This window comes from Yersinia bercovieri ATCC 43970, assembly GCF_013282745.1.
Taxonomy (GTDB): domain Bacteria; phylum Pseudomonadota; class Gammaproteobacteria; order Enterobacterales; family Enterobacteriaceae; genus Yersinia; species Yersinia bercovieri.
Genome location: NZ_CP054044.1, coordinates 279,234 through 305,210 on the forward strand (window position 1 = coordinate 279,234; position 25,977 = coordinate 305,210).

Sequence of the window (25,977 nt, forward strand, 5' to 3'; positions counted from 1 at the left end):
TGCTAGAGTAGCGCCATATTTTACTATCAACATCACAGGTAACTATCATGGTTAAGCAGCGCCTCTATTTTTCCGAACTCTCTCCAGCCACCTACAAAGCACTGGTAAACACCTCCCTCACGCTGGATAAAAGTTCGTTGCCAAAAGCAATGATCGAATTGATTTTTATGCGGGTTTCACAAATTAACGGCTGTGCGTTCTGTCTGGATATGCACGGTAAATTTTTACGGGCCAATGGCTTTGATAACGCCAAAATGGATACGATCGCTGGGTGGCGGCTGAGTCATGCTTTCAGTGAAGCTGAACGGGCGGCACTGGATTGGGCAGAAGCGGTCACTAACATCACCACCAGCGGCACACCTGATCATATTTTCGACGCCTTGAAGGCCCATTTTACTGATGCCGAAATTTCTGACTTAACTTTTGCTATCAGCATCATGAATGCATTTAACCGGTTAGCCGTCAGTCTGCGCCAGTAACAGATCCATCCCGCCCCCTTCTGCGTTAAAAATATTTTTACCCTGCTCATTATTACCAAACTCTGCTGCCAGCCCCGTGCTGGCGGCCTTGTCTCTATATGGCTCACAGAATACATGCAAATAACTACATATGGTGTGGTTGAATTAAATAAACACTAGATATAGTATTTAACTATCATCTGCGGGAATGAAACTGTGGTTGATAATCAGGGGCAGGTCGTCACGACACACGAACAACCTGGCTAATTACGCCTTTCCTCAATACAAAAGGTAAATGCGAATCATGAGCATTATTATTTACAGTAAACCCGATTGTGTCCAGTGCAATGCCACCTACCGGGCTTTGGATAAACAGGGAATCGCTTATCAGGTCATTGATTTAACAGAAGATATGCAGGCATTAACTCACGTTAAATCCCTTGGCTATCAGCAAGTGCCGGTGATTATTGCCGGTGATGACCATTGGTCTGGCTTTCGTCCCGATAAAATAAGCGCACTGGCTCAAGCTGTCAGTGCCTGATGAGGGCAATGGCATGAACCCGCTGGTCTATTTTTCCAGTTCGTCACAGAACACCCACCGTTTTATCGGGAAGCTCGAACTCCCTGCGATACGAATCCCCATTGCGGGGGCGCGGGGAAAATTACGGGTCGAGCAACCCTATATTTTGTTAGTACCCAGTTATGGCGGCGGCAGCCCGGTAGGCACAGTGCCGATTCAGGTCATTCGGTTTCTCAATGATCCCCATAACCGTTCACTGATTCGCGGTGTCATTGCCGCGGGTAACACTAATTTTGGCGACGCCTACTGCCTGGCGGGAAAAATCATCTCGCAAAAATGTCAGGTGCCTTATCTGTATCGTTTTGAACTACTGGGTACAGCTGAAGATGTGGCAAACGTGCGCAAGGGAGTAACTGAATTTTGGCAACGACAGAACTGAAAATCACCGATCCATCCAACAGCGAGCTTGATTATCACTCACTGAATGCGATGCTGAACCTCTATGACGCAGACGGGCATATCCAATTTGATAAAGACCGGCTGGCAGCGCGGCAATATTTCTTGCAGCACGTCAATCAAAACACCGTGTTCTTCCATAATTTGCAGGAGAAACTCAACTACCTGATTGAGGAGGAGTATTACGAAAAAGAGGTTCTGGATCAGTATGACTTCAGCTTTATCAAGAGCCTATTCCAGCAAGCTTATAGCAAAAAATTCCGCTTCCCGACTTTCCTTGGCGCGTTTAAGTATTACACCAGCTATACCCTGAAAACCTTTGATGGCAAACGCTATTTGGAGCGCTATGAAGATCGCGTTTGCATGGTTGCGCTGACACTGGCGGCCGGTAACCCACAACTGGCGCGGGAGTTGGTCGAGGAGATAATCTCTGGCCGCTTCCAACCCGCCACCCCGACCTTCCTCAATTGCGGTAAAAAGCAGCGCGGTGAACTGGTCTCCTGCTTCTTGTTGCGCATTGAAGACAATATGGAGTCCATTGGTCGCTCAATAAACTCGGCGCTGCAGTTGTCTAAACGTGGCGGCGGGGTGGCTTTCTTGCTGAGCAATATTCGTGAAGTCGGTGCGCCTATCAAGCGGATTGAAAATCAGTCCTCCGGGGTCATTCCCATCATGAAAATGCTGGAAGATGCTTTCTCTTACGCCAATCAATTGGGGGCGCGACAAGGTGCGGGGGCAGTCTATCTCCATGCCCATCATCCCGATATTTTGCGTTTTCTCGATACCAAACGGGAAAATGCTGATGAAAAAGTGCGCATTAAAACCCTGTCACTGGGGGTGGTTATCCCGGATATCACCTTTGAGCTGGCGAAAAATAGTGAGGATATGTACCTATTTTCGCCTTATGACGTAGAGCAGGTCTACGGCGTGCCAATGTCAGAGATCAGCATCAGCGAAAAATACCGCGAAATGGTTGATAACAAACGCATCCGTAAAAGCAAGATCAAGGCGCGCGAGTTCTTCCAGATCCTGGCAGAGATTCAGTTTGAGTCCGGCTACCCCTATATGATGTTTGAAGATACGGTGAATCGCGCCAACCCAATCAAAGGCCGGATCAATATGAGTAATCTGTGCTCAGAGATCTTGCAGGTTAATTCACCTACCGAATATAACGACGACCTCAGCTATCGTCATATTGGCAAAGATATCTCCTGTAATTTGGGTTCACTGAATATCGCCCACACCATGGATTCACCAGACTTTGGTAAATCCATTGAAACCGCCATTCGTGGATTAACCGCAGTCTCTGACATGAGCAATATTCGCTCAGTACCCTCAATTGAAAAAGGCAATCAGGAGTCCCACGCTATTGGCCTCGGGCAGATGAATCTGCACGGTTATCTGGCGCGCGAGCGCATTTTTTACGGCTCAGAAGAGGCGCTGGATTTCACCAATATCTACTTCTATACCGTGGTGTACCATGCGATCCGGGCATCTAACCTGCTGGCAATAGAGCGCGGTTGCCACTTTAAGGGCTTTGATGAGTCGGCTTATGCTTCGGGTAGCTATTTCACTAAATATATCGCACAGCGCTGGCAGCCTAAAACCGCCAAGGTAGAGGCGCTGTTTGCCGATGTAGGCATTACAATTCCCGACCAGCAAGATTGGGCCGCCCTGCGCCAATCCGTGATGGAACACGGCATCTATAATCAGAACTTGCAGGCCGTGCCGCCAACTGGTTCAATTTCATATATCAATCATTCGACATCAAGCATTCACCCAATTGTCTCTCCAATTGAGATCCGCAAAGAGGGCAAGATTGGTCGCGTCTACTATCCCGCACCTTATATGACCAACGACAATCTTGAGTATTATCAAGATGCTTATCAGATAGGGCCGGAGAAAATCATCGATACCTACGCCGAGGCGACTCAGCATGTCGATCAGGGGCTATCACTGACACTCTTCTTCCGCGATACCGCCACCACCCGCGATATTAACAGAGCGCAGATATATGCCTGGAAGAGAGGGATTAAAACTATTTATTACATTCGGCTGCGTCAGATGGCGCTGGAAGGCACGGAAGTCGAAGGTTGTGTTTCCTGCTCGCTGTAAATGAATAAAATCGGGTTAATAAGGAAGCCACTATGAACGCAGTAAAACCGATAACACGCATCAGCGCCATTAATTGGAATAAAATTGAAGACGATAAAGATCTGGAAGTCTGGAACCGTTTGACGGCTAATTTCTGGCTGCCGGAAAAAGTCCCGCTATCCAATGATATTCCCTCTTGGGCAACATTGACCCCCAATGAGCAGCAGCTAACAATTCGCGTTTTCACCGGGTTGACTCTGCTGGATACCATTCAAAATACGCTGGGAGCACCGGCGCTTATTAAAGACGCCATGACCCCCCATGAGGAGGCGGTATTTTCGAACATCAGTTTTATGGAAGCGGTACACGCCCGCTCCTATAGCTCCATTTTTTCGACACTTTGCATGACATCTGATGTGGACGATGCCTATCGCTGGAGTGAGGAAAATGGCCCACTACAAAAGAAAGCCGATATTATCCTTCAACACTATCATAATGATGATCCGCTGAAGAAGAAGATTGCCAGTGTATTCTTGGAATCATTTCTATTCTACTCCGGATTCTATTTGCCGATGTATTGGTCTAGTAGAGCTAAATTAACCAACACCGCGGATCTTATTAGGTTGATTATTCGTGATGAAGCAGTGCATGGCTATTACATCGGCTATAAATTCCAGAAAGGCTTAGAGAGAGTCGATAATAGCCGCCGTCAGGAAATAAAGAATTTCGCCTTCGATTTGCTGCAAGACTTATATGATAATGAAGTGCGCTACACCGAAGACCTTTATGATAAGGTCGGCTGGACAGAAGATGTCAAAAAATTCCTGCACTATAATGCCAATAAAGCATTAATGAATTTAGGTTATGAGGCATTATTCCCCGCCAGCCAGGCGGCGGTCAGCCCGGCTATTTTGGCGGCATTATCGCCAAATGCAGATGAAAATCACGATTTCTTCTCTGGTTCTGGCTCCTCTTATGTGATCGGTAAAGCGGTCAATACCGAAGACGAAGATTGGGATTTTTAAGCTTTCTCACTCTGCATCTTCCTCCCTTTGTCAGAGCATAAAAATTGGGGGGTCAAGACCAACAGGCAGCCCTATTGAGGTTGCCTGTTTTTTTCCTGCTATTGCCCTCCAATTTCGCCCTAAAGATACTCCATCAACCTCGCCCTATTTTTGCCGGTTCAACGGCCAGAGCAAGTAGCAGAATTTGAAATTATCATCTCGCGATACATTTGGCGACAGACCAGAGCATTAGGGGACTCCGCCCATCTGGCATGGCCAACAAAAATACCCTATTAGCCCAGCTAACTACACCTCTACAGAGCTAAATGAGAGCCAATTTTCAGGAAAGATATAATCAATAGTGATACAAAATAATATTCACTATATATGCGTAATATTTATACCAATAATCGACTAATTAGCCATTACTCTCACCGGCAATATTAGACAATTTATCAGAGCCAAAAAACCACAATATTAACGCATGTAAATCAATCATTCTAAATGATATATATTGAAACAGCGACCGTTGCGAATTTGATTATAAGGATATTGAGGGTTGTCTCAGATTCTCACTGTGTTAGGGTATATAGCGCTCTATTTTTCCATCAGGATAACATCGATCGAATAAACATAATTCAAAATTGACAGAGGGATATACCAGCTGCATGGCAATTAAACTCGAAGTAAAGAATCTATATAAAATATTTGGTGAGCATCCCGAACGGGCTTTTAAACTGCTTGAATCCGGCAAGAATAAAGAGCAGATATTTGCTAAAACAGGTTTGTCCGTTGGCGTTAAAGATGCCAATCTGGCCATTGAAGAAGGCGAGATATTCGTCATCATGGGATTATCCGGCTCCGGTAAATCCACCCTGGTACGCCTTCTCAATCGTCTGATAGAACCTACTCGTGGCGAAGTGCTGATCGACGGCGAAGATATTGCCAAAATATCGGATAGCGCCCTGCGCACTGTGCGTCGTAACAAGATCAGTATGGTCTTCCAATCCTTTGCATTAATGCCCCACTTGAATGTTCTTGATAATACTGCATTCGGCATGGAGTTGGCTGGCGTCCCTCAACAGGAGCGCCACGAAAAAGCCATGGAAGCTTTGCGTCAGGTGAGTCTAGACAGCTACGCCTACTCTTATCCCGATGAGCTTTCCGGCGGGATGCGGCAACGTGTCGGCTTAGCCCGCGCAATGGCCAACAACCCCGACATCTTATTGATGGATGAGGCTTTTTCCGCCCTCGACCCATTAATCCGTACCGAAATGCAAGATGAGTTGGTCAAGTTACAGGCCAAACAGCAAAGAACCATCGTCTTTATCTCCCATGACCTGGATGAAGCCATGCGCATTGGTGATCGTATTGCCATTATGCAGGGCGGCGTGGTCGTACAGGTCGGCACCCCAGATGAGATACTGAACAATCCGGCTAATGACTATGTGCGCACCTTCTTCCGTGGCGTTGATATTAGCCACGTCTTCAGCGCCAAAGATATTGCGCGCCGACGTCCAGTCTCTTTGATTCGCAAAACCCCGGGTTTCGGCCCCCGTTCAGCATTAAAACTGCTTCAGGATGAAGACCGCGATTACGGCTATGTGCTGGAGCGCGGGCAGAAGTTTATTGGCGTGGTATCGATAGATTCACTGAAAAAAGCGTTGGCTGAAAACCAGTCGTTGGACAGCGCCTTACTGGCTGATCCCGCACCGGTTCCCGCAGATATGCCCCTCAGTGAGCTGATCTCACTGGTGGCACAAGCACCGTGCGCGGTGCCGGTGGTCGGTGAAGACAACAGCTATATCGGTATTATTTCCAAGGCCATGCTGTTACAGGCCCTAGATAAGGAGACGCCAAATGAGTGATCAAATCCAGATCAATGATCAAACCGTCAGTAACCCGTGGGCCACGGATGCGGCGTCGACAGCCCCTGCCGTCACTGACACCGCCCCTCAGAGTCTGTCAGCCGCAGCTGACCCTTGGGGAGCCAGTATGGCCGAGGGTAGCCATACCGCAGGGAGTGCCGGCCACGAGGCTGCCGCTCAGGCGGCACAGAGCCAAGTGGCAAATACTGACTGGTTAAACAGCGCACCTGCGGCGGCACCTGAACATTTCAGTCTGATGGACCCGTTCCACACCACCTGGTTGCCACTGGATTCATGGGTCACTCACGGCATTGACTGGGTGGTACTGCACTTCCGCCCACTGTTCCAGGGCATTCGTGTACCGGTCGACTTTATTCTCAGCGGCTTCCAGCACTTACTGTTGGGTATGCCAGCACCGGTGGCAATTTTGGTTTTCGCCCTGATAGCCTGGCAGTTCTCCACCTTAGGGATGGGCGTGGCGACACTGGTCTCACTGATCGCCATCGGCGCTATCGGCGCGTGGTCACAAGCCATGGTGACACTGGCGCTGGTTCTGACCTCGCTATTCTTCTGCATCCTTATCGGGCTACCGCTCGGGATATGGCTGGCGCGTAGCAATAGTGCCGCACGTATTATTCGGCCACTGCTGGATGCCATGCAGACCACGCCAGCCTTCGTCTATCTGGTGCCGATCGTCATGCTATTTGGTATCGGTAATGTTCCGGGCGTCGTGGTCACCATTATCTTTGCGCTACCACCGATTGTTCGCTTGACCATTTTGGGCATCAAACAGGTGCCGGAAGATCTTATCGAAGCCGCAGAGTCCTTTGGTGCCAATCCACGCCAATTACTGTTCAAAGTGCAGTTGCCACTGGCGATGCCAACCATTATGGCAGGTGTGAACCAAACCCTGATGCTGGCACTGTCGATGGTGGTTATCGCCTCAATGATTGCCGTCGGCGGTTTAGGTCAGATGGTTCTGCGCGGTATTGGTCGTCTGGATATGGGGCTGGCAGCTGTCGGCGGAGTGGGCATCGTGATTCTGGCGATTATTCTTGACCGCCTAACCCAATCATTAGGCCGAGATCGCCGCAGTAAAGGTGTTGGTCGCTGGTATGCCACCGGCCCGATTGGACTACTCACCAAACCATTTCGTAACAGCAAATAACTTTAAATAATCACACTCAATATTATACCCAAAGTCATTGGCGTTGCGGCAAGGCAGCAAGCAAGTAAATCCCGATGAGCTTACATAAGTAAGTGATTCGGGTGCGCGAGCGCCGCTAACACAGCAGCAGCGTCAAGGACGAAGGGAATAAGGGGAAAATTATGCGTAAGACAAGAATTTGGATATTAGCCCTCACCACACTGATCAGCACTCAGTTATCCGCCGCAGAATTACCGGGCAAAGGCGTTAGCGTCCAACCGCTGCAAAGCACCATTTCCGAAGAGACCTTCCAGACCTCGTTGGTCAATAAAGCGCTAGAGAAGCTCGGTTACGACGTCCAGCCAACCAAAGAGGTTGACTACAATGTTGCCTATGCTTCTATTGCCGCAGGTGATGCCACCTATCTGGCGGTAAACTGGGAGCCACTGCATAACGACCAATATGCCGCAGCCGGTGGCGATGCCAAGTTTTATCGTCAGGGTAACTATATTGAAGGGCTGGCGCAGGGCTATCTGATTGACAAAAAAACCGCCGATAAGTACCACATCACCAATATTGAGCAGTTAAAAGATCCGAAAATCGCCAAGTTGTTTGATGCCAATAATGATGGCAAAGCCGATCTCACCGGCTGCAACCCAGGCTGGGGCTGTGAAGCGCCGATTAATCATCAAATCAAAGCTTACGGCTTGAGCGACACTGTGACCCATAATCAGGGCAACTATGCCGCCATGATTGCCGATACCATCACCCGCTACAAAGAGGGTAAACCGATTCTTTATTACACCTGGACCCCCTATTGGGTCAGTGATGTCTTAGTGCCGGGGCGGGATGTGGTGTGGTTGCAGGTGCCGTTCTCTTCCCTGCCAGATAAAACTATCGACACCCAACTTTCTAACGGCGCGAACTATGGTTACCCACCGAGTGTGATGCATATTGTCGCCAACAAAAAATGGGCGGAGGCCAACCCCGCTGCCGCTAAACTGTTCTCTGTGATGAAATTATCAATTAATGATGTGAATGCTCAGAACATGCGGATGCATGCCGGTGAATCATCAGATGCTGATATCGAACGCCATGTGAACGGCTGGATTCAAGCTCATCAGGCCACCTTTGATGGTTGGGTGAATACCGCCGCACAAGCAGGAAATGCAAAATAACCCAATAAAAATTGATATCTCCCGGAAGAACTTGGAGTTGTTGGTAGGCAATAAACGAAGGCGAGGCCCATGGATGGGCCAACTAACAAGCCTGGCGCCCACGACTTCAGTCTGAAGGGGATAAAAACAACGAAGCCCTGAGTTATTGCTAACTCAGGGCTTCTGAATGTTGGCGGTGCGGACGGGACTCGAACCCGCGACCCCCGGCGTGACAGGCCGGTATTCTAACCGACTGAACTACCGCACCACGCTGCTGTTCCGGTTAAGAACGAGACGGATATTACGTATCGAAGGTGCTGGCGTCAACACTTTTTCTAGCAAAATAAGCTGGTTGCGTAGTTTTTCATCGGGTGTCACTCTATTCTGCATTTGCGCTGCCTTCCGATTCAAGCGGCATCCGCCACAAACAGCTCCCGCCCTTTTTCATCACTAAATCGAGGCGCGACTCATGGGCCGCCAATTCATCCTCTGCGGCATAAATAATTTTCAGCCCGGATGCTGGGCGGGTAATGCGCTGAATATCGTCGGAAGAGTCATTCTGTGACTGATCACCCTCCATTGAGAAAGTGAGCGACGTCTGACCGCCAGTCATCGCCAGATAGACTTCTGACAGAATTTCGGCATCAAGTAGCGCGCCGTGCAGTGTTCGCTTGGTATTATCGATCAGGTAGCGATCGCACAGCGCATCGAGGTTATTACGCTTGCCGGGGAACAGGCGGCGCGCCATTAACAGGCTATCGGTGATGGTACAGAAGGTCTCCGTTTTCGGAATATCCTGCTGCAACATACGGAATTCATGATCCATAAAGCCGATATCAAACGCCGCATTATGGATGATTAATTCTGCACCACGAATAAACTCGAGAAATTCAGGCGCAATATCAGCAAACGTCGGCTTATCCGCCAAAAACTCATCGCTAATACCGTGAACACCATATGCCTCTGGATCAACCAGACGATCGGGCTTCACATACACATGGAAGTTTCTGCCGGTCAGACGGCGGTTGATCACTTCAACTGCGCCGATCTCAATAATCCGATGGCCTTCATAATGAACGCCCAGCTTATTCATACCGGTGGTTTCAGTATCCAGAACAATCTGTCTGGTCGGTGTAACGATCATATTGCCAGTGCTCATAGCGCTCGTTTATGTCAGACTTAACGTTTAAACAGATAGGAAGAGTCTACCAGAGATGACTAAGCAGGTAGAGATTTTCACCGACGGATCTTGCCTTGGCAATCCGGGACCCGGTGGTTACGGCGCAATTTTGCGTTACAAGCAGCATGAAAGAACCTTTAGTGCCGGCTACTATTTAACAACCAACAACCGCATGGAACTGATGGCTGCCATCGTCGCCCTTGAGGCGCTGACCTCACCTTGTGAAGTGACGCTCAGCACTGATAGCCAGTATGTGCGCCAGGGTATTACTCAGTGGATTCACAACTGGAAAAAACGCGGCTGGAAAACCACTGATCGCAAACCGGTACGTAATGTGGATTTATGGCAACGTCTGGATCTGGCGATCCAAACCCATACCGTGCAATGGGAATGGGTAAAAGGCCATGCAGGCCACCCGGAAAATGAACGTTGCGATGAACTGGCCCGCCAAGGGGCGAATTCACCGACGTTAGAGGATACCGGCTATATTCCCAATTAATATGTTGCCACCAAATTAGGGCTGATCGCGATAGCTTTTGGTGGCACCAACGGCGCGACTGAACCAAGGTTTACGCGCACCGAACTTCATCGGATTGAACGTCAGTGGAATGGTGCGTTTACGGGCGACAATCAGGCTAACGCAACCTAACGCCGGCAAGTGGGTGCTAATAAAGCGCCCACCTTCTTTATGCCAGGGTAAAACGTGAAAGCGCGACAGATACAAAACTTCATAATTTAGCAGGCTCAGCCAATCCAGCAAACGCATCTGGGTAAACATCCGGCTAACATAGGGCTGTCGCTGGCGTAATATGGGGATAAACTTTCCTGCACCCAGCATACTCATTGGATTAAAGTTACTGATAACCAGCCAGCCGTCGTCGATAAGCACTCTATCCACCTCACGTAAAATGCGGTGTGGATCAGCAGCATAAGCTAAAGTGTGAGACAGCAAACAGGCATCCACTGATTTTTCAGCGAAAGGTAACTGGTACGGGCTGGCAAACACCTGCATATTTTTGCCTCTTTCCCCCACATTAACCTGATGGGAGATGACACATTTATCGCTGGCGATTTCGGCACTTAAATGGCCTATTTTCAGCAAGTGAAAACCAAAGAATTTGGGCCACCAAGGCTGCAACTGCTGCTCAATTGCCGCGCGATAATACTCTCCCCAAGGCAACTCAGCCCAGGATGTGGGTGCATCAATCTTTCGGCGCGTTTGTGCTGGTTTCATGTTTCTACCCAATAGATTTCAAGGTGCGAGAAGGCGGCAAGCAAGTCACTCAGGTGAACCAGAGTTGCCAACACACCTGCAATTTGAAAGATGACGGAGATATCATCTTCTTTCAAACAGTTATCGACAAAAGAGGTACTCAATGAATCTTATCAGCATTCCGGCATTTCAAGACAATTACATTTGGCTATTAGTAGACCCACAAAAACAGTGCGTTATTGTTGATCCCGGTGAATCAGCCCCGGTACTGGCAGCCCTGAGCCAAGGCCAATTCACACCTCAGGCCATCTTACTCACCCATCACCATCACGATCACGTCGGCGGTGTTGCTGATTTACGTCGCCATTTCCCCGACATTCCCGTCTATGGCCCACAGGAAACGGCGAACAAAGGCGCAACAATTATTGTAAATGGGGGTGATGACCTGACAATTGGTGAGCAAAACTACCACGTGATTGCCGTACCCGGCCATACCCTCGGACATATTGCATACTACAGCAAACCTTATCTTTTCTGTGGTGACACCCTATTTTCCGCTGGTTGCGGCAGGTTATTCGAAGGTACGCCAGAGCAAATGTACACGTCAATTCAACAGCTCGCGCAACTCCCTGATGAAACCTTAATTTGCAGCGCGCATGAATATACTCTCGCAAATCTTAAGTTTGCCCGCTCACTGTTACCGTCAGATCAAGATATAGCTACATATCAACAACAAATCATGCAATTACGGGCAAAAAACCTACCTAGCCTACCGGTAAAATTGCAATTTGAGCGTAAAATTAATGTTTTTTTACGCTGTAATGACGTTGATTTACAAAGAGAAATAGGCGTAATTTCGCCACCAGACACACTTGTCTCAGTTTTTTCCGAATTACGCGCCCGGAAAGACCGCTTCTGAGCTTTTAGTTGTGTTTTTTGTCGAAGCAAAGTATGATTGCTCGTCTTTTAAGCAACTACATTGACACACACATGAAGACCAAAGCGATATTACTCGCCTCAGTCTTGCTTGTTGGGTGCCAGACGTCCAAGACGGATGTGAAGGCCCCCGTACAGCATGCACAGAGTTTGTCTTCGGCAGGTCAAGAGAGTGAAGCAGGAGAGTACACAAATAGCGCCCGAGTGGGCAGCGCGCGATGGCTGGATAGTGAAAGTGGTCTCGCGCAGCAAGATTTGTGGAACTTCATTAGCGACGAGCTGAAGATGAAGGTTCCGGAAAATTCCCGGATCCGTGAACAGAAGCAAAAATACTTAAAAAATAAGAGCTATCTCCACGATGTAACATTACGGGCAGAGCCGTACATGTACCTGATAGTCGAGCAGATTAAGAAACGTAAGATGCCGATGGAGCTGGTACTGCTACCCATAGTGGAGAGCGCTTTTGACCCTCACGCGACATCATCCGCCAACGCCGCAGGGCTATGGCAGATAGTGCCGAGTACTGGTCGAAATTATGGCTTAAAACAGAACCAATGGTATGACGGCCGCAGAGATGTGGTTGCTTCTACCAAAGCAGCGCTTGATATGATGGAGCGCCTGAACAAGATGTTTAACGGTGACTGGTTATTAACAGTTGCTGCTTATAACAGCGGTGAAGGCAGAGTCATGCAAGCGGTGAAAGCCAATAAGGCAAAGGGTAAACCGACGAACTTTTGGGCATTGTCGCTTCCACGTGAAACGTCAATTTATGTTCCAAAAATGCTGGCCTTGGGTGACTTAATCAAGAACAGCAAAAAGTACGGTATAACCTTACCTGAACCCGACAAAGACCGTGCATTGGCGCGTGTTGATGTTGGTCAGCAGATACAGCTAACTCAGGCGGCTGAGATGGCGGGGATGTCACTCACAAAGTTGAAATCCTTTAACTCTGGGTATAAGCGCAATGTAACGGCACCTGATGGACACGGTCCTCGTTACATAATGTTGCCGAAAGCCCATGCTGAGCAGCTTAAAGATTCATTGGCAGATACTGATATTGCCGCAGTTCAACCCACTAAACTGGCGCAGAGCAGCACAAAATCGGCATCAAGTTCGCAGTATAAAGTTCGTCCCGGCGATACCTTATCTACGATTGCCAAGCGGTTGAATATCAAGACCAGCGATTTGCAGAGTTGGAACAACTTACGTGCCAAGAGCACCTTAAAAGTTGGGCAAACCCTGCAACTGGCAAGCAATACAACCAGCAACAGCATCACCTATCAAGTTCGTAAAGGTGATTCCTTTGCCAGTATTGCCAAGCGTCACGGTGTAGACACCAATGATGTGATGCGATGGAATTCGGTAGTCAGCAAAGCTAATAATTTACAGCCAGGCTTAAAATTGACGTTGTTCGTTGACGGCAAATCGACCCCGGATACGTAGAGCTAGAATCGCTATTAAAGCTGTTAAAAAGCACCCTTCGGGGTGCTTTTTTTATGGCTCGAATTCAACCAGAAGTGGGTTGTGATCGGAGGCTCGAGTCACCAGTACTGATGCATCAGCCAGTGTTAGTCCGCGATAAAATACAAAATCAAGGGGCCGACCAAAAGCACGACTGCGAAGATCAGTGCGGAACTTCACCTCATCCAGACCCGCATCTTGGGCAAAACGCTGCAAAGCATTAACCCGCTGACGACTCCAGGCGTTGAAATCTCCCGCCAGAATAACCGGACCGCGATGCATCGCAATTTGTTCACCAATGGGCTCGAGTTGTTTACTGTAGACATCGACGCCAAGGCTGAAATTCACGGCATGAATATTCACTACCATTAATAAGCGGCCATCATGGATTGGGTAAACGGTGACTAATGCCGATTTAGACAAGCGCAGTAGTGGCTCACGTTCACGCAATGGGCAACAGTAGACTGGGTGGGTAGCCGCTAACGTCATGACGCCAGAGGGGTGCTGAGGCAACGCAAAAGCGGGAACCTGATCTGCGGCCTGATAATGGGACGTAGCGAACCTCACCAGCTCGGGTGTTGTTTGTGCTTCTTGCAGTAACATCAACTGAGCATCACGCCCGAACTCTTTGAGAACAGAGAGCCACTCAGCGCGCTGTTGCTTAAAGATATTCCACACCATCACACGCAGGAACTCAGATGTAGGCAATGGTGCACCAGGCGGTAACCCCTGCCCCAACTGCGTTGCTGAGCCAGGGAAAATCTGTTCAACCGGTTGACCTGCAACATACCGCATTGCATATGTTCGTTTCGGCACTTTGATAGCCTATTCCTTATTCGAAATCACGATGGCTTTTGAGGTAACTGCCGTCGATGCTTTACTGATTATACGCCCAGATGTTGCACTCAGTAATCTCTTTTACCCACGGCATCACTTTGATATAGGGATGCGCAAGGAAGATTCAATTTATGTAATTCATAATGCACTAATAAACCGTCAAGCGATAAAAAACCCACAAACTGAACGGCAAAAGATCCTTCCCCTCTTGGTGACAGCAATACTTGATTTATAATCAATAGTATTATGTCTAATGCCGCATTTTTTGTTGATAACACTCTTGCCATAATTCACTCAATTCTTCATCGAGCCGATAATATATGCCGTTATGGCCGATAGAGAATTCTCAATCACAGCTAAAGATAAGACCATTATCAGCAAAAACAAGGAATTATAATGAGTGTACCTCTATTCGGCCTGGGAACTTTCCGCCTTCAAGATCAAGTTGTTATTGATTCCGTTAGCCAAGCGTTGAAATTGGGCTATCGCGCTATTGATACAGCACAAATCTATGAAAATGAAGCTGCCATTGGCCAAGCTATCGCACAAAGTGGTATCAAACGTGATGAGCTATTCATCACCACCAAAATCTGGATTGCTAATTTAGCGCAAGGAAAATTGATTCCGAGTCTGCAAGAGAGCTTGCAGAAGCTGAAAACCGACTATGTGGACTTAACATTAATTCACTGGACATCACCAAATGATGAAATCTCTGTTGCTGAATTTATGGCTGAGCTAATGAAGGCCAAAGAGATGGGATTAACGCGTCAGATTGGGATTTCTAATTTCACCATTGATCTAATGAAACAGGCAATTGCGGCGGTAGGCGCAGAGGCCATTGCGACCAATCAGATCGAGCTATCGCCTCTATTACAGAATAGAAAAGTGGTTGAATTTACAAAGGAAAATGGCATTGCAATTACCTCTTACATGACTCTAGCCTATGGTAAAGCATTGGAAGAGCCGGTCATCAAAGTGATTGCTGAACAACATGGCGCAACCCCCGCACAAGTCATTTTAAGCTGGGCGATGCAATTGGGCTACAGCGTTATCCCGTCATCAACCAAAGAGGCTAATTTGGCCAGTAATTTACTGGCACAGAAGTTGCGCTTAAGCGCAAAGGATATGGCACTGATCGCAACGTTGGATCAGGGGGAACGTCAGGTTAGCCCCGATGGTCTGGCACCAAAGTGGGACGTGTAGCTCGCTAAGTACAAACTGAACCCCACTTTTTCGTGGGGTTTTGTCTTTTTAGCGACCACAGGTCACGCGAACGCAATGTTTTTCCTGCCTGCCGTAAGGATAGCCATTTTTACTTTTACACATAGCAAAAACCCCACGCTTTTGGCATGGGGTTTCGGCTTGATTTGATGCCTGGCAGTGTCCTACTCTCGCATGGGGAGACCCCACACTACCATCGGCGCTACGGCGTTTCACTTCTGAGTTCGGCATGGGATCAGGTGGGACCACCGCGCTATGGCCGCCAGGCAAATTCTGTTTTAACTCACCCGCTTCACAATAATATATCGTGCAGCCAGTCAGCCCAATCTCGGAACTTCGCTGAAAATCTCTCTCTCAAACCACCAAAACACCTTTGGTGTTGTAAGGTTAAGCCTCACGGATCATTAGTACTGGTTAGCTCAATGCATCGCTGCACTTACACACCCAGCCTATCAACGTCATAGTCTTTAACGTTCCTTCAGGGGGCTTAAAGCCCCAGGGAAGACTCATCTCGAGGCAAGTTTCCCGCTTAGATGCTTTCAGCGGTTATCTCTTCCGAATTTAGCTACCGGGCAATGCCATTGGCATGACAACCCGAACACCAGTGATTCGTCCACTCCGGTCCTCTCGTACTAGGAGCAGCCCCTCTCAATCTTCCAACGCCCACGGCAGATAGGGACCGAACTGTCTCACGACGTTCTAAACCCAGCTCGCGTACCACTTTAAATGGCGAACAGCCATACCCTTGGGACCTACTTCAGCCCCAGGATGTGATGAGCCGACATCGAGGTGCCAAACACCGCCGTCGATATGAACTCTTGGGCGGTATCAGCCTGTTATCCCCGGAGTACCTTTTATCCGTTGAGCGATGGCCCTTCCATTCAGAACCACCGGATCACTAAGACCTACTTTCGTACCTGCTCGAGCCGTCACTCTCGCAGTCAAGCTAGCTTATGCCTTTGCACTAACCTCACGATGTCCGACCGTGATTAGCTAACCTTCGTGCTCCTCCGTTACTCTTTGGGAGGAGACCGCCCCAGTCAAACTACCCACCAGACACTGTCCTCACCCCGGATTACGGGGCCGAGTTAGAACATCAAACATTAAAGGGTGGTATTTCAAGGTTGGCTCCATGCAGACTGGCGTCCACACTTCAATGCCTCCCACCTATCCTACACATCAAGGCTCAATGTTCAGTGTCAAGCTATAGTAAAGGTTCACGGGGTCTTTCCGTCTTGCCGCGGGTACACTGCATCTTCACAGCGAGTTCAATTTCACTGAGTCTCGGGTGGAGACAGCCTGGCCATCATTACGCCATTCGTGCAGGTCGGAACTTACCCGACAAGGAATTTCGCTACCTTAGGACCGTTATAGTTACGGCCGCCGTTTACTGGGGCTTCGATCAAGAGCTTCGCCTTGCGGCTGACCCCATCAATTAACCTTCCAGCACCGGGCAGGCGTCACACCGTATACGTCCACTTTCGTGTTTGCACAGTGCTGTGTTTTTATTAAACAGTTGCAGCCAGCTGGTATCTGCGACTGGCTTCAGCTCTGAGAGCAAGTCTCTTCACCTAGCGCCAGCGTGCCTTCTCCCGAAGTTACGGCACCATTTTGCCTAGTTCCTTCACCCGAGTTCTCTCAAGCGCCTGAGTATTCTCTACCTGACCACCTGTGTCGGTTTGGGGTACGATTTAATGTTACCTGATGCTTAGAGGCTTTTCCTGGAAGCTTGGCATCAACTACTTCACCACCGTAGTGGCTCGTCATCACACCTCAGCGTTGATAAGCAACCGGATTTACCTGGTCACTCCGCCTACATGCTTAAACCGGGACAACCGTCGCCCGGCTAGCCTAGCCTTCTCCGTCCCCCCTTCGCAGTAACACCAAGTACAGGAATATTAACCTGTTTCCCATCGACTACGCTTTTCAGCCTCGCCTTAGGGGTCGACTCACCCTGCCCCGATTAACGTTGGACAGGAACCCTTGGTCTTCCGGCGTGCGGGTTTTTCACCCGCATTATCGTTACTTATGTCAGCATTCGCACTTCTGATACCTCCAGCAACCCTCACAGGTCACCTTCAACGGCTTACAGAACGCTCCCCTACCCAACAACACCTAAGTGTCGCTGCCGCAGCTTCGGTGCATGGTTTAGCCCCGTTACATCTTCCGCGCAGGCCGACTCGACCAGTGAGCTATTACGCTTTCTTTAAATGATGGCTGCTTCTAAGCCAACATCCTGGCTGTCTGTGCCTTCCCACATCGTTTCCCACTTAACCATGACTTTGGGACCTTAGCTGGCGGTCTGGGTTGTTTCCCTCTTCACGACGGACGTTAGCACCCGCCGTGTGTCTCCCGTGATAACATTCTTCGGTATTCGGAGTTTGCATCGGTTTGGTAAGTCGGGATGACCCCCTAGCCGAAACAGTGCTCTACCCCCGAAGATGAGTTCACGAGGCGCTACCTAAATAGCTTTCGGGGAGAACCAGCTATCTCCCGGTTTGATTGGCCTTTCACCCCCAGCCACAAGTCATCCGCTAATTTTTCAACATTAGTCGGTTCGGTCCTCCAGTTAGTGTTACCCAACCTTCAACCTGCCCATGGCTAGATCACCGGGTTTCGGGTCTATACCTTGCAACTAGACGCCCAGTTAAGACTCGGTTTCCCTACGGCTCCCCTATTCGGTTAACCTTGCTACAAAATATAAGTCGCTGACCCATTATACAAAAGGTACGCAGTCACACCACGAAGGTGCTCCCACTGCTTGTACGTACACGGTTTCAGGTTCTATTTCACTCCCCTCGCCGGGGTTCTTTTCGCCTTTCCCTCACGGTACTGGTTCACTATCGGTCAGTCAGGAGTATTTAGCCTTGGAGGATGGTCCCCCCATATTCAGACAGGATGTCACGTGTCCCGCCCTACTCATCGAGTTCACAGAATATGCATTTTTGTGTACGGGACTATCACCCTGTACCGTGCGACTTTCCAGACGCTTCCACTAACACATAAACTGATTCAGACTCTGGGCTCTTCCCCGTTCGCTCGCCGCTACTGGGGGAATCTCGGTTGATTTCTTTTCCTCGGGGTACTTAGATGTTTCAGTTCCCCCGGTTCGCCTTGCATGGCTATGTATTCACCATGCAATAGTGCAACGAATTGCACTGGGTTTCCCCATTCGGGTATCGTCGGTTGTAACGCTTCATATCAGCTTACCGACGCTTTTCGCAGATTAGCACGCCCTTCATCGCCTCTGACTGCCTAGGCATCCACCGTGTACGCTTAGTCGCTTAACCTCACAACCCGAAGGTGTCTTTGCAGACCCTTTGCGTTGCGATTATTTGAGAGACTCTAATACAGGCTACTCCTTATCTCAGTACATCTACGGAGAGATAAGTTTCAGCTGTATTGTTTCAATTTTCAGCTTGTTCCAGATTGTTAAAGAGCAATATCTTAAACACGACTCGTTAAAGTCATCTTTAAGTTATTTTTTAGTTCATAAAGAACCGGTTGATAATGTCTTTCACACATTATCGGATTGGCGTCCCCAAGGGGATTCGAACCCCTGTTACAGCCGTGAAAGGGCAGTGTCCTAGGCCTCTAGACGATGGGGACACAAAAATTGCTACTGAATCAGTGATTCAGTATTTTTGTGTAAAGGTGAGAATGTGGCAACACATTCGAACGACTGATGCAGTGAAAACCCGATACCGGACTTTTACAGCACAATCATCACCCTCATCAACAGGTGCTCTTGCTCATTACATTCATCAGACAATCTGTGTGGACACTGCGCAATGCGTATCGTGAGGTAAGGAGGTGATCCAACCGCAGGTTCCCCTACGGTTACCTTGTTACGACTTCACCCCAGTCATGAATCACAAAGTGGTAAGCGCCCTCCCGAAGGTTAAGCTACCTACTTCTTTTGCAACCCACTCCCATGGTGTGACGGGCGGTGTGTACAAGGCCCGGGAACGTATTCACCGTAGCATTCTGATCTACGATTACTAGCGATTCCGACTTCATGGAGTCGAGTTGCAGACTCCAATCCGGACTACGACAGACTTTATGTGGTCCGCTTGCTCTCGCGAGTTCGCTTCACTTTGTATCTGCCATTGTAGCACGTGTGTAGCCCTACTCGTAAGGGCCATGATGACTTGACGTCATCCCCACCTTCCTCCGGTTTGTCACCGGCAGTCTCCCTTGAGTTCCCACCATTACGTGCTGGCAACAAAGGATAAGGGTTGCGCTCGTTGCGGGACTTAACCCAACATTTCACAACACGAGCTGACGACAGCCATGCAGCACCTGTCTCACGGTTCCCGAAGGCACTAAAGCATCTCTGCTAAATTCCGTGGATGTCAAGAGTAGGTAAGGTTCTTCGCGTTGCATCGAATTAAACCACATGCTCCACCGCTTGTGCGGGCCCCCGTCAATTCATTTGAGTTTTAACCTTGCGGCCGTACTCCCCAGGCGGTCGACTTAACGCGTTAGCTCCGGAAGCCACGCCTCAAGGGCACAACCTCCAAGTCGACATCGTTTACAGCGTGGACTACCAGGGTATCTAATCCTGTTTGCTCCCCACGCTTTCGCACCTGAGCGTCAGTCTTTGTCCAGGGGGCCGCCTTCGCCACCGGTATTCCTCCAGATCTCTACGCATTTCACCGCTACACCTGGAATTCTACCCCCCTCTACAAGACTCTAGCTTGCCAGTTTCAAATGCAGTTCCCACGTTAAGCGCGGGGATTTCACATCTGACTTAACAAACCGCCTGCGTGCGCTTTACGCCCAGTAATTCCGATTAACGCTTGCACCCTCCGTATTACCGCGGCTGCTGGCACGGAGTTAGCCGGTGCTTCTTCTGCGAGTAACGTCAATCAATCGTGCTATTAACACGACTGCCTTCCTCCTCGCTGAAAGTGCTTTACAACCCGAAGGCCTTCTTCACACACGCGGCATGGCTGCATCAGGCTTGCGCCCATTGTGCAATATTCCCCACTGCTGCCTCCCGTAGGAGTCTGGACCGTGTCTCAGTTCCAGTGTGGCTGGTCATCCTCTCAGACCAGCTAGGGATCGTCGCCTAGGTGAGCCATTACCCCACCTACTAGCTAATCCCATCTGGGTTCATCCGATGGCGTGAGGCCCGAAGGTCCCCCACTTTGCTCTTACGAGGTCATGCGGTATTAGCTACCGTTTCCAGTAGTTATCCCCCTCCATCAGGCAGATCCCCAGACATTACTCACCCGTCCGCCGCTCGCCGGCGAAGTAGTAAACTACTTCCCGCTGCCGCTCGACTTGCATGTGTTAGGCCTGCCGCCAGCGTTCAATCTGAGCCATGATCAAACTCTTCAATTTAAGATTTGTTTGATTTGCTGCTAATGAAAGCAGCGATGCTCAAAGATTACTTTCTGCAAATATGCATTCGAACCGAAGTTCAAATGTGTACTGCTTTGGTCACTCTTCAAGACTTTGATATTGCTTCTGCCTGCCGAAACAGGCTTCGATATCGTCTTGCGAGTGCCCACACAGATTGTCTGATAAATTGTTAAAGAGCGTTCGTTACCCGTTGGCCTTTCAGCGAATCTTACGGTAACGCGGGAGGCAGATAATACGCTTTCCCGCCACAGAGTCAATCACTTAATTTCCTCTGCTCTACTCGGCTACTTTGTGAAGTTGCTCACAGCGCCGTGTCGATGGATGCGCATTATAGGGAGCCGCTTCAGAATGGCAAGGGTTTATATTAAAGTTTTTTCCGTTTGATGGTTATTTGAACACAAAGGTCATTTGTGACGCGTTTTTATCGCTTTTGGCAGATCTGCAAGGCTATTTAGCACCCAATCTGCCGCAGCTTCGCCTTCTGCCGTGACTGCTTTGCCGGTGCGCACCAACACTTTAGTACCGATATTTGCTGCTAATGCTGCCTGCATATCTTCAATTTTGTCGCCAACCATATAAGAAGAAGCCATATCGATGTTAATTTCACGTTGCGCTTGCAGTAACATACCTGGCAGTGGCTTACGGCATTCACATGCTTCGCTAAACTCCGCGACACTACCATCGGGATGATGTGGGCAGAAATAGATACCATCCAGATCAACCCCACGATCAGCAAGGGACCAATCCATCCACTCAGTAAGGCTTAAGAATTGTTCTTCGGTAAACATACCGCGTGCAATGCCCGATTGATTGGTGACTAATACCAAAGCAAAACCCATTTCCTTCAATTCACGGCATGCATCAATAACACCGTCTATAAACTGAAAATTGTCAATTTCGTGAACATAACCGTGGTCGACATTAATTGTACCATCACGATCTAAAAATATTGCGGGGACGGGCTGAGTCACTTATCTGCTCCTGAAGGCTGTAAACTCGGTTAGTATCGCATGTTTTATTGCCGATTGAGAATGGAAGAGAATCAGTGTTGCCAGTTGACTTAGCCGTCTAGACGCCTTAACATCCAATCCATACTTCGGTTCTGCTGAAGTTGACTTCATATCTAGCCACGGAAATAACGATAAAATAAGAATAATATGATTAAACTTTCTCACATCAGCAAAGTATTCCAGCAGGGTTCGCGCACGATTACCGCGCTTTCAGACGTGAGCCTACACGTCCCAGCTGGGCAAATTTATGGCGTTATCGGTGCTTCAGGTGCCGGTAAAAGTACACTGATTCGGTGCGCCAATATGCTAGAGCGCCCTACCAGCGGGCAAGTCCTGGTAGATGGTCAAGATCTCACCACCTTATCAGAAGGCCAGTTGACGCGCGCTCGTCGTCAAATTGGCATGATTTTTCAGCATTTTAATTTACTCGCCTCCCGTACCGTGTATGGCAATATCGCGTTGCCGCTTGAATTGGACAACAGATCACGCGCAGATATAAAGAAGAGAGTAACCGAGCTGTTGGATTTAGTCGGCCTGGCTGATAAGCAAGATGCTTACCCCGCGAACTTATCCGGGGGGCAGAAGCAGCGTGTCGCTATTGCTCGCGCACTGGCCAGCAATCCTAAAGTTCTGCTGTGTGATGAAGCCACCAGCGCACTGGATCCGGCAACGACCCGCTCAATTCTGGAATTGCTAAAAGATATCAACCGCCGCTTGGGCCTCACAATTTTGTTGATCACCCATGAAATGGATGTGGTGAAGCGCATCTGTGATCAAGTCGCCGTTATTAGTGACGGTAAATTGATTGAGAAAGATAGTGTCAGCGAAGTGTTCTCTCATCCGAAAACCCCGCTGGCTCAACAATTTATCCAATCAACCCTGCATTTGGATATTCCGGAGGATTACGCCAAGCGTATGACTCAAGAGCCAACGACGGATAGCGTCCCACTGCTGAAACTGGAGTTCACCGGTAAGTCTGTTGATGCGCCGCTGATTTCACAAGCAGTGCGCCGTTTCAACATTGATATCGGGATTCTTAGCTCGCAAATGGATTATGCCGGCGGGGTTAAGTTTGGTGTCATGCTAGCTGAGCTACATGGCGACACTCAAGATGGCCTCGCTGCCATCAAGTTCTTGCAAGATCATCATGTAAAAGTAGAGGTTCTGGGTTATGTCTGAGGCAATGATGTGGTTAATGGGCCGAGGCGTCTGGGAAACTCTAATGATGACTTTTGTCTCCGGTTTCTTTGGCTTTGTTTTGGGGCTACCGGTCGGGGTTCTGCTGTATGTCACCCGTCCTGGGCAAATTATTGCCAACAATAAGATTTACCGAACACTGTCTGGGGTGGTGAATATCTTCCGCTCTATACCTTTCATTATCTTATTGGTGTGGATGATTCCATTTACGCGAATGATAGTCGGTACATCTATTGGTTTGCAGGCCGCGATTGTGCCGTTAACCGTCGGTGCAGCACCCTTTATTGCCCGAATGGTAGAGAACGCCCTGCTGGAGATCCCGTCCGGTTTGGTTGAAGCCGCGCGTGCGATGGGTGCAACGCCGATGCAAATCATTAAAAAGGTGCTGTTGCCTGAAGCCCTTCCAGGCTTGGTCAATGCCGCCACAATTACCCTGATTACCCTGGTAGGCTATTCCGCTATGGGGGGTGCAGTCGGTGCCGGTGGTCTAGGCCAAATCGGTTACCAGTATGGTTACATTGGCTATAACGCCACTGTAATGAATACGGTATTAGTATTATTAGTAATTCTGGTTTATCTAATCCAGCTTAGTGGCGATCGGATTGTAAAAGCCGTTACCCACAAGTAGTTGTTGCCACATAAAGTAGTTGTTGCCACATAAATTATATAGCGACTGCCTCACACAGCGGCGCACCTTAACGAAGGTCTATAGAGGAAGGGATATGTCTTTAAAATTCAAATCTATCGCGGCAGTCAGCGCACTCATCGGTACTCTGGCTCTCGTGGGTTGCGGCCCGGCGGAAAAAGATCCAAACCATATTAAAGTGGGTGTCATTGTGGGTGCTGAGCAACAAGTTGCTGAAGTTGCGCAGAAAGTAGCAAAAGACAAATATGGTCTGGATGTTGAACTGGTCACTTTCAATGACTATGTATTGCCAAACGAAGCACTGAGCAAAGGTGATATTGACCTGAACGCCTTCCAGCATAAACCTTATCTGGATCAGCAAATCAAAGATCGTGGCTACAAGTTGGTTTCCGTAGGTAACTCATTCGTTTACCCGATTGCTGGTTACTCTAAGAAGATCAAATCATTGGAAGAGTTACAACCTGGCTCTCAGGTCGCACTGCCAAACGATCCGACTAACCTGGGCCGTTCTCTGTTACTGCTGCAAAAAGTGGGCCTGATTAAGCTGAAAGAGGGCGTTGGCTTGTTGCCAACCGTGCTGGATGTGGTTGAGAATCCTAAAAATCTGAAACTGGTTGAACTGGAAGCGCCTCAGTTACCACGCTCTTTGGATGACCAACAGATAGCATTGGCCATTATCAACACCACCTATGCAAGCCAGATTGGTCTGACACCTGCGAAAGATGGCCTGTTTGTGGAAGATAAAGAGTCACCTTACGTCAATCTGATCGTGGCCCGCGAAGATAATAAAGATGCGGAAAATGTGAAGAAATTTGTTCAGGCTTACCAGTCTGACGAAGTTTACGACGCAGCAAATAAAGCCTTCAATGGCGGTGCAGTTAAAGGCTGGTAATCATCAATTGGCTATTTTGCTGAATACCACGCTAACTAAATTCAGTGTTTGCTAAATATATTGTAAGACGGGCTATGGCCCGTCTTGTTATTTGCATAATAGATTGCTTCAATAGCGCCTCCTAAATAAAAAGGCTGAGGAATTTCTATGCGTGCGTTACCTCTGTGTCTGTTAGCCCTTTCGCTAACGGGATGCTCCATGCTTCAATCAAAGCCATCCACCACAGAAACCCCGGTTAAACAACCCGCCCCGGTGACTAAAACCAGCCCAACGGTAGCCCCTCGCCCGGCTCCGGTAAAACTTTATAAAAGCGCGGAAGAGTTGGTCGGCAAGCCTTTCCGTGACTTAGGGGAGGTGTCCGGTGAATCTTGCCAATCGACAGTTCAGGACTCTCCACCCAGCATTGCAACCGCCCGCAAAAGAATGCAGACCCGCGCATCTTATATGAAAGCCAATGCAGTCTTGCTCCATGAATGTGAAATACAAAGTGGTGTCCCTGGCTGTTATCAACAAGCGGTATGCCAAGGTTCAGCGCTGAGCGTTTCCTCAAAATGAGTCTGTTCTCCTTTAATCAGATCGGCGTGATCCGTTCACCCTATAAAGAGAAGTTTGCCGTGCCACGGCAACCCGGTTTGATTGAGGATGGCGGGGGTGAGTTACAACTATTAGCACCCTATAATCAGCCGGAGGCCGTGCGGGGCTTATCTGATTTCAGCCATCTATGGGTGATGTTTGTTTTCCATCAAACCATGGATGGCGGCTGGCGCCCGACGGTTCGCCCGCCACGTTTAGGCGGCAATGCCCGAATGGGCGTTTTTGCTACCCGCTCCACTTTTCGCCCTAACCCGATTGGGATGTCTCTGATTGAGCTAAAAGGGGTGCGCTGCCAAGGTGGCGAGGTGATTTTAGCATTGGGCAGTTTGGATCTGGTTGATGGCACGCCAGTGATTGATATCAAGCCCTATCTGCCTTTTGCGGAGAGCCAACCGCAAGCGCGCGCGGGTTTTGCTCAATTAGCGCCTGATGCTAACATGCAGGTTTGCTTCTCCACCACCGCCGAACAGCAGTTAGCACAGCAACAACAACAGTATCCGAATTTGCGGCGTTTCATCACTCAGGTTTTAGCGCAGGACCCGCGTCCCGCCTACCGCAAAGATGATAACGACAACCGCGAGTATGCTGTTCTACTACTGGAATTTAATGTGCGCTGGCGGGTTATGGGACAACAAACAGAAGTGTTATCCATCGACCCACGTTAAATTTCGCCCTGCTCTCTTTTGACAACCCGTACTCACTGGTAAACTAAACCA

Annotated in this window: 22 protein-coding genes, 2 tRNA genes and 3 rRNA genes; 17 read left to right on the forward strand and 10 right to left on the reverse strand. The window is 49.0% G+C overall.

Translation table 11 applies throughout. The features are described from left to right. Nucleotides 1-47 precede the first annotated feature (47 nt). From HRK25_RS01380 to proX, 8 genes are all read left to right on the forward strand, one after another. Nucleotides 48-479, forward strand: a complete 432-nt coding sequence (locus HRK25_RS01380) for a carboxymuconolactone decarboxylase family protein (RefSeq protein ID WP_005275937.1) — start codon at nt 48-50, stop codon at nt 477-479. Between the two features lie 283 nt (nt 480-762). Next, nucleotides 763-999: a glutaredoxin-like protein NrdH gene (gene nrdH / locus HRK25_RS01385; RefSeq protein ID WP_005275932.1), complete on the forward strand. Its 237-nt coding sequence runs from the start codon at nt 763-765 to the stop codon at nt 997-999. Between the two features lie 13 nt (nt 1,000-1,012). Next, nucleotides 1,013-1,417 (forward strand): class Ib ribonucleoside-diphosphate reductase assembly flavoprotein NrdI, encoded by a 405-nt coding sequence (gene nrdI, locus HRK25_RS01390; RefSeq protein WP_005275928.1) that lies wholly within the window; start codon nt 1,013-1,015, stop codon nt 1,415-1,417. Further along, on the forward strand, nt 1,399-3,549 hold the full coding sequence (gene nrdE / locus HRK25_RS01395; protein ID WP_032898207.1) for a class 1b ribonucleoside-diphosphate reductase subunit alpha: 2,151 nt from the start codon (nt 1,399-1,401) through the stop codon (nt 3,547-3,549). Before nrdI ends, nrdE begins: the two co-directional genes overlap by 19 nt. A 32-nt stretch (nt 3,550-3,581) precedes the next feature. Then, a complete protein-coding gene (gene nrdF, locus HRK25_RS01400) occupies nt 3,582-4,553 on the forward strand; it encodes a class 1b ribonucleoside-diphosphate reductase subunit beta (RefSeq protein WP_005275923.1) in 972 nt (323 codons plus the stop codon). 647 nt (nt 4,554-5,200) lie between these two features. Continuing rightward, nucleotides 5,201-6,400 carry a glycine betaine/L-proline ABC transporter ATP-binding protein ProV gene (gene proV, locus HRK25_RS01405; RefSeq protein ID WP_005275920.1) on the forward strand — a complete coding sequence of 400 codons (1,200 nt, stop codon included), beginning with the start codon at nt 5,201-5,203 and terminating at the stop codon, nt 6,398-6,400. Further along, nucleotides 6,393-7,568, forward strand: a complete 1,176-nt coding sequence (gene proW, locus HRK25_RS01410) for a glycine betaine/L-proline ABC transporter permease ProW (protein ID WP_049602965.1) — start codon at nt 6,393-6,395, stop codon at nt 7,566-7,568. Before proV ends, proW begins: the two co-directional genes overlap by 8 nt. 161 nt (nt 7,569-7,729) lie before the next feature. Further along, the gene (proX, locus tag HRK25_RS01415) at nt 7,730-8,725 is read left to right on the forward strand and encodes a glycine betaine/L-proline ABC transporter substrate-binding protein ProX (protein ID WP_005275909.1); all 996 of its coding nucleotides are present in this window, start codon (nt 7,730-7,732) and stop codon (nt 8,723-8,725) included. Nucleotides 8,726-8,895: 170 nt separating this feature from the next. On the opposite strand, the gene HRK25_RS01420 is transcribed toward proX, so the two are convergent. Continuing rightward, nucleotides 8,896-8,972, reverse strand: a tRNA-Asp gene (locus tag HRK25_RS01420). A gap of 111 nt (nt 8,973-9,083) precedes the next feature. Continuing rightward, a complete protein-coding gene (dnaQ, locus tag HRK25_RS01425; RefSeq protein WP_032898229.1) occupies nt 9,084-9,848 on the reverse strand; it encodes a DNA polymerase III subunit epsilon in 765 nt (254 codons plus the stop codon). 70 nt (nt 9,849-9,918) lie between these two features. Between dnaQ and rnhA the strand changes: the two genes are divergently transcribed. Beyond that, complete coding sequence (gene rnhA, locus HRK25_RS01430) at nt 9,919-10,383, forward strand: ribonuclease HI (RefSeq protein WP_005275904.1); 465 nt, start codon at nt 9,919-9,921, stop codon at nt 10,381-10,383. Between the two features lie 15 nt (nt 10,384-10,398). Here the strand turns inward: rnhA and HRK25_RS01435 are convergent, their stop codons facing one another. Beyond that, nucleotides 10,399-11,118, reverse strand: a complete 720-nt coding sequence (locus tag HRK25_RS01435; protein ID WP_032898206.1) for a class I SAM-dependent methyltransferase — start codon at nt 11,116-11,118, stop codon at nt 10,399-10,401. A 142-nt stretch (nt 11,119-11,260) separates the two neighbouring features. Between HRK25_RS01435 and gloB the strand changes: the two genes are divergently transcribed. Both gloB and mltD read left to right on the forward strand, forming a co-directional pair. Continuing rightward, nucleotides 11,261-12,016, forward strand: coding sequence for a hydroxyacylglutathione hydrolase (gene gloB / locus HRK25_RS01440; RefSeq protein ID WP_005275898.1), 756 nt, complete (start codon nt 11,261-11,263; stop codon nt 12,014-12,016). Nucleotides 12,017-12,087: 71 nt separating this feature from the next. Further along, complete coding sequence (mltD, locus tag HRK25_RS01445; protein ID WP_071984917.1) at nt 12,088-13,476, forward strand: murein transglycosylase D; 1,389 nt, start codon at nt 12,088-12,090, stop codon at nt 13,474-13,476. 51 nt (nt 13,477-13,527) lie between these two features. Here mltD and HRK25_RS01450 read toward each other — a convergent pair whose 3' ends face one another. Both HRK25_RS01450 and HRK25_RS01455 read right to left on the reverse strand, forming a co-directional pair. Further along, nucleotides 13,528-14,289 carry an endonuclease/exonuclease/phosphatase family protein gene (locus HRK25_RS01450; protein WP_005275889.1) on the reverse strand — a complete coding sequence of 254 codons (762 nt, stop codon included), beginning with the start codon at nt 14,287-14,289 and terminating at the stop codon, nt 13,528-13,530. Between the two features lie 110 nt (nt 14,290-14,399). Continuing rightward, nucleotides 14,400-14,618 carry a hypothetical protein gene (locus tag HRK25_RS01455; RefSeq protein ID WP_143707645.1) on the reverse strand — a complete coding sequence of 73 codons (219 nt, stop codon included), beginning with the start codon at nt 14,616-14,618 and terminating at the stop codon, nt 14,400-14,402. A 109-nt stretch (nt 14,619-14,727) separates the two neighbouring features. Between HRK25_RS01455 and dkgB the strand changes: the two genes are divergently transcribed. Beyond that, a complete protein-coding gene (dkgB, locus tag HRK25_RS01460) occupies nt 14,728-15,534 on the forward strand; it encodes a 2,5-didehydrogluconate reductase DkgB (RefSeq protein WP_005275884.1) in 807 nt (268 codons plus the stop codon). Between the two features lie 169 nt (nt 15,535-15,703). Here the strand turns inward: dkgB and rrf are convergent. The 5 genes from rrf to gmhB form a co-directional block, all read right to left on the reverse strand. Next, nucleotides 15,704-15,819, reverse strand: a 5S ribosomal RNA gene (gene rrf / locus HRK25_RS01465). Between the two features lie 116 nt (nt 15,820-15,935). After that, nucleotides 15,936-18,842 (reverse strand): 23S ribosomal RNA (locus tag HRK25_RS01470). A gap of 243 nt (nt 18,843-19,085) precedes the next feature. Then, nucleotides 19,086-19,161, reverse strand: a tRNA-Glu gene (locus HRK25_RS01475). A gap of 197 nt (nt 19,162-19,358) precedes the next feature. Beyond that, a 16S ribosomal RNA gene (locus HRK25_RS01480) occupies nt 19,359-20,901 on the reverse strand. Together the 16S, 23S and 5S rRNA genes with 1 tRNA gene alongside form the textbook arrangement of a ribosomal RNA operon. A 425-nt stretch (nt 20,902-21,326) precedes the next feature. Next, nucleotides 21,327-21,893: a D-glycero-beta-D-manno-heptose 1,7-bisphosphate 7-phosphatase gene (gmhB, locus tag HRK25_RS01485; protein ID WP_005276178.1), complete on the reverse strand. Its 567-nt coding sequence runs from the start codon at nt 21,891-21,893 to the stop codon at nt 21,327-21,329. A 186-nt stretch (nt 21,894-22,079) separates the two neighbouring features. Here gmhB and metN point away from each other — a divergent pair, with 186 nt between their 5' ends. From metN to tsaA, 5 genes are all read left to right on the forward strand, one after another. Further along, entirely contained in the window at nt 22,080-23,111 is a 1,032-nt protein-coding gene (gene metN / locus HRK25_RS01490) for a methionine ABC transporter ATP-binding protein MetN (protein WP_005276175.1), read from the forward strand. After that, nucleotides 23,104-23,757 carry a methionine ABC transporter permease MetI gene (locus HRK25_RS01495; protein WP_032813821.1) on the forward strand — a complete coding sequence of 218 codons (654 nt, stop codon included), beginning with the start codon at nt 23,104-23,106 and terminating at the stop codon, nt 23,755-23,757. The genes metN and HRK25_RS01495 overlap by 8 nt, the downstream gene beginning before the upstream one ends. 94 nt (nt 23,758-23,851) lie before the next feature. Further along, complete coding sequence (locus tag HRK25_RS01500; protein WP_005276171.1) at nt 23,852-24,667, forward strand: MetQ/NlpA family lipoprotein; 816 nt, start codon at nt 23,852-23,854, stop codon at nt 24,665-24,667. 147 nt (nt 24,668-24,814) lie between these two features. Next, nucleotides 24,815-25,222, forward strand: coding sequence for an Rcs stress response system protein RcsF (rcsF, locus tag HRK25_RS01505; protein WP_032898247.1), 408 nt, complete (start codon nt 24,815-24,817; stop codon nt 25,220-25,222). Further along, on the forward strand, nt 25,219-25,926 hold the full coding sequence (gene tsaA, locus HRK25_RS01510; RefSeq protein WP_032898246.1) for a tRNA (N6-threonylcarbamoyladenosine(37)-N6)-methyltransferase TrmO: 708 nt from the start codon (nt 25,219-25,221) through the stop codon (nt 25,924-25,926). Before rcsF ends, tsaA begins: the two co-directional genes overlap by 4 nt. Nucleotides 25,927-25,977 lie beyond the last annotated feature (51 nt).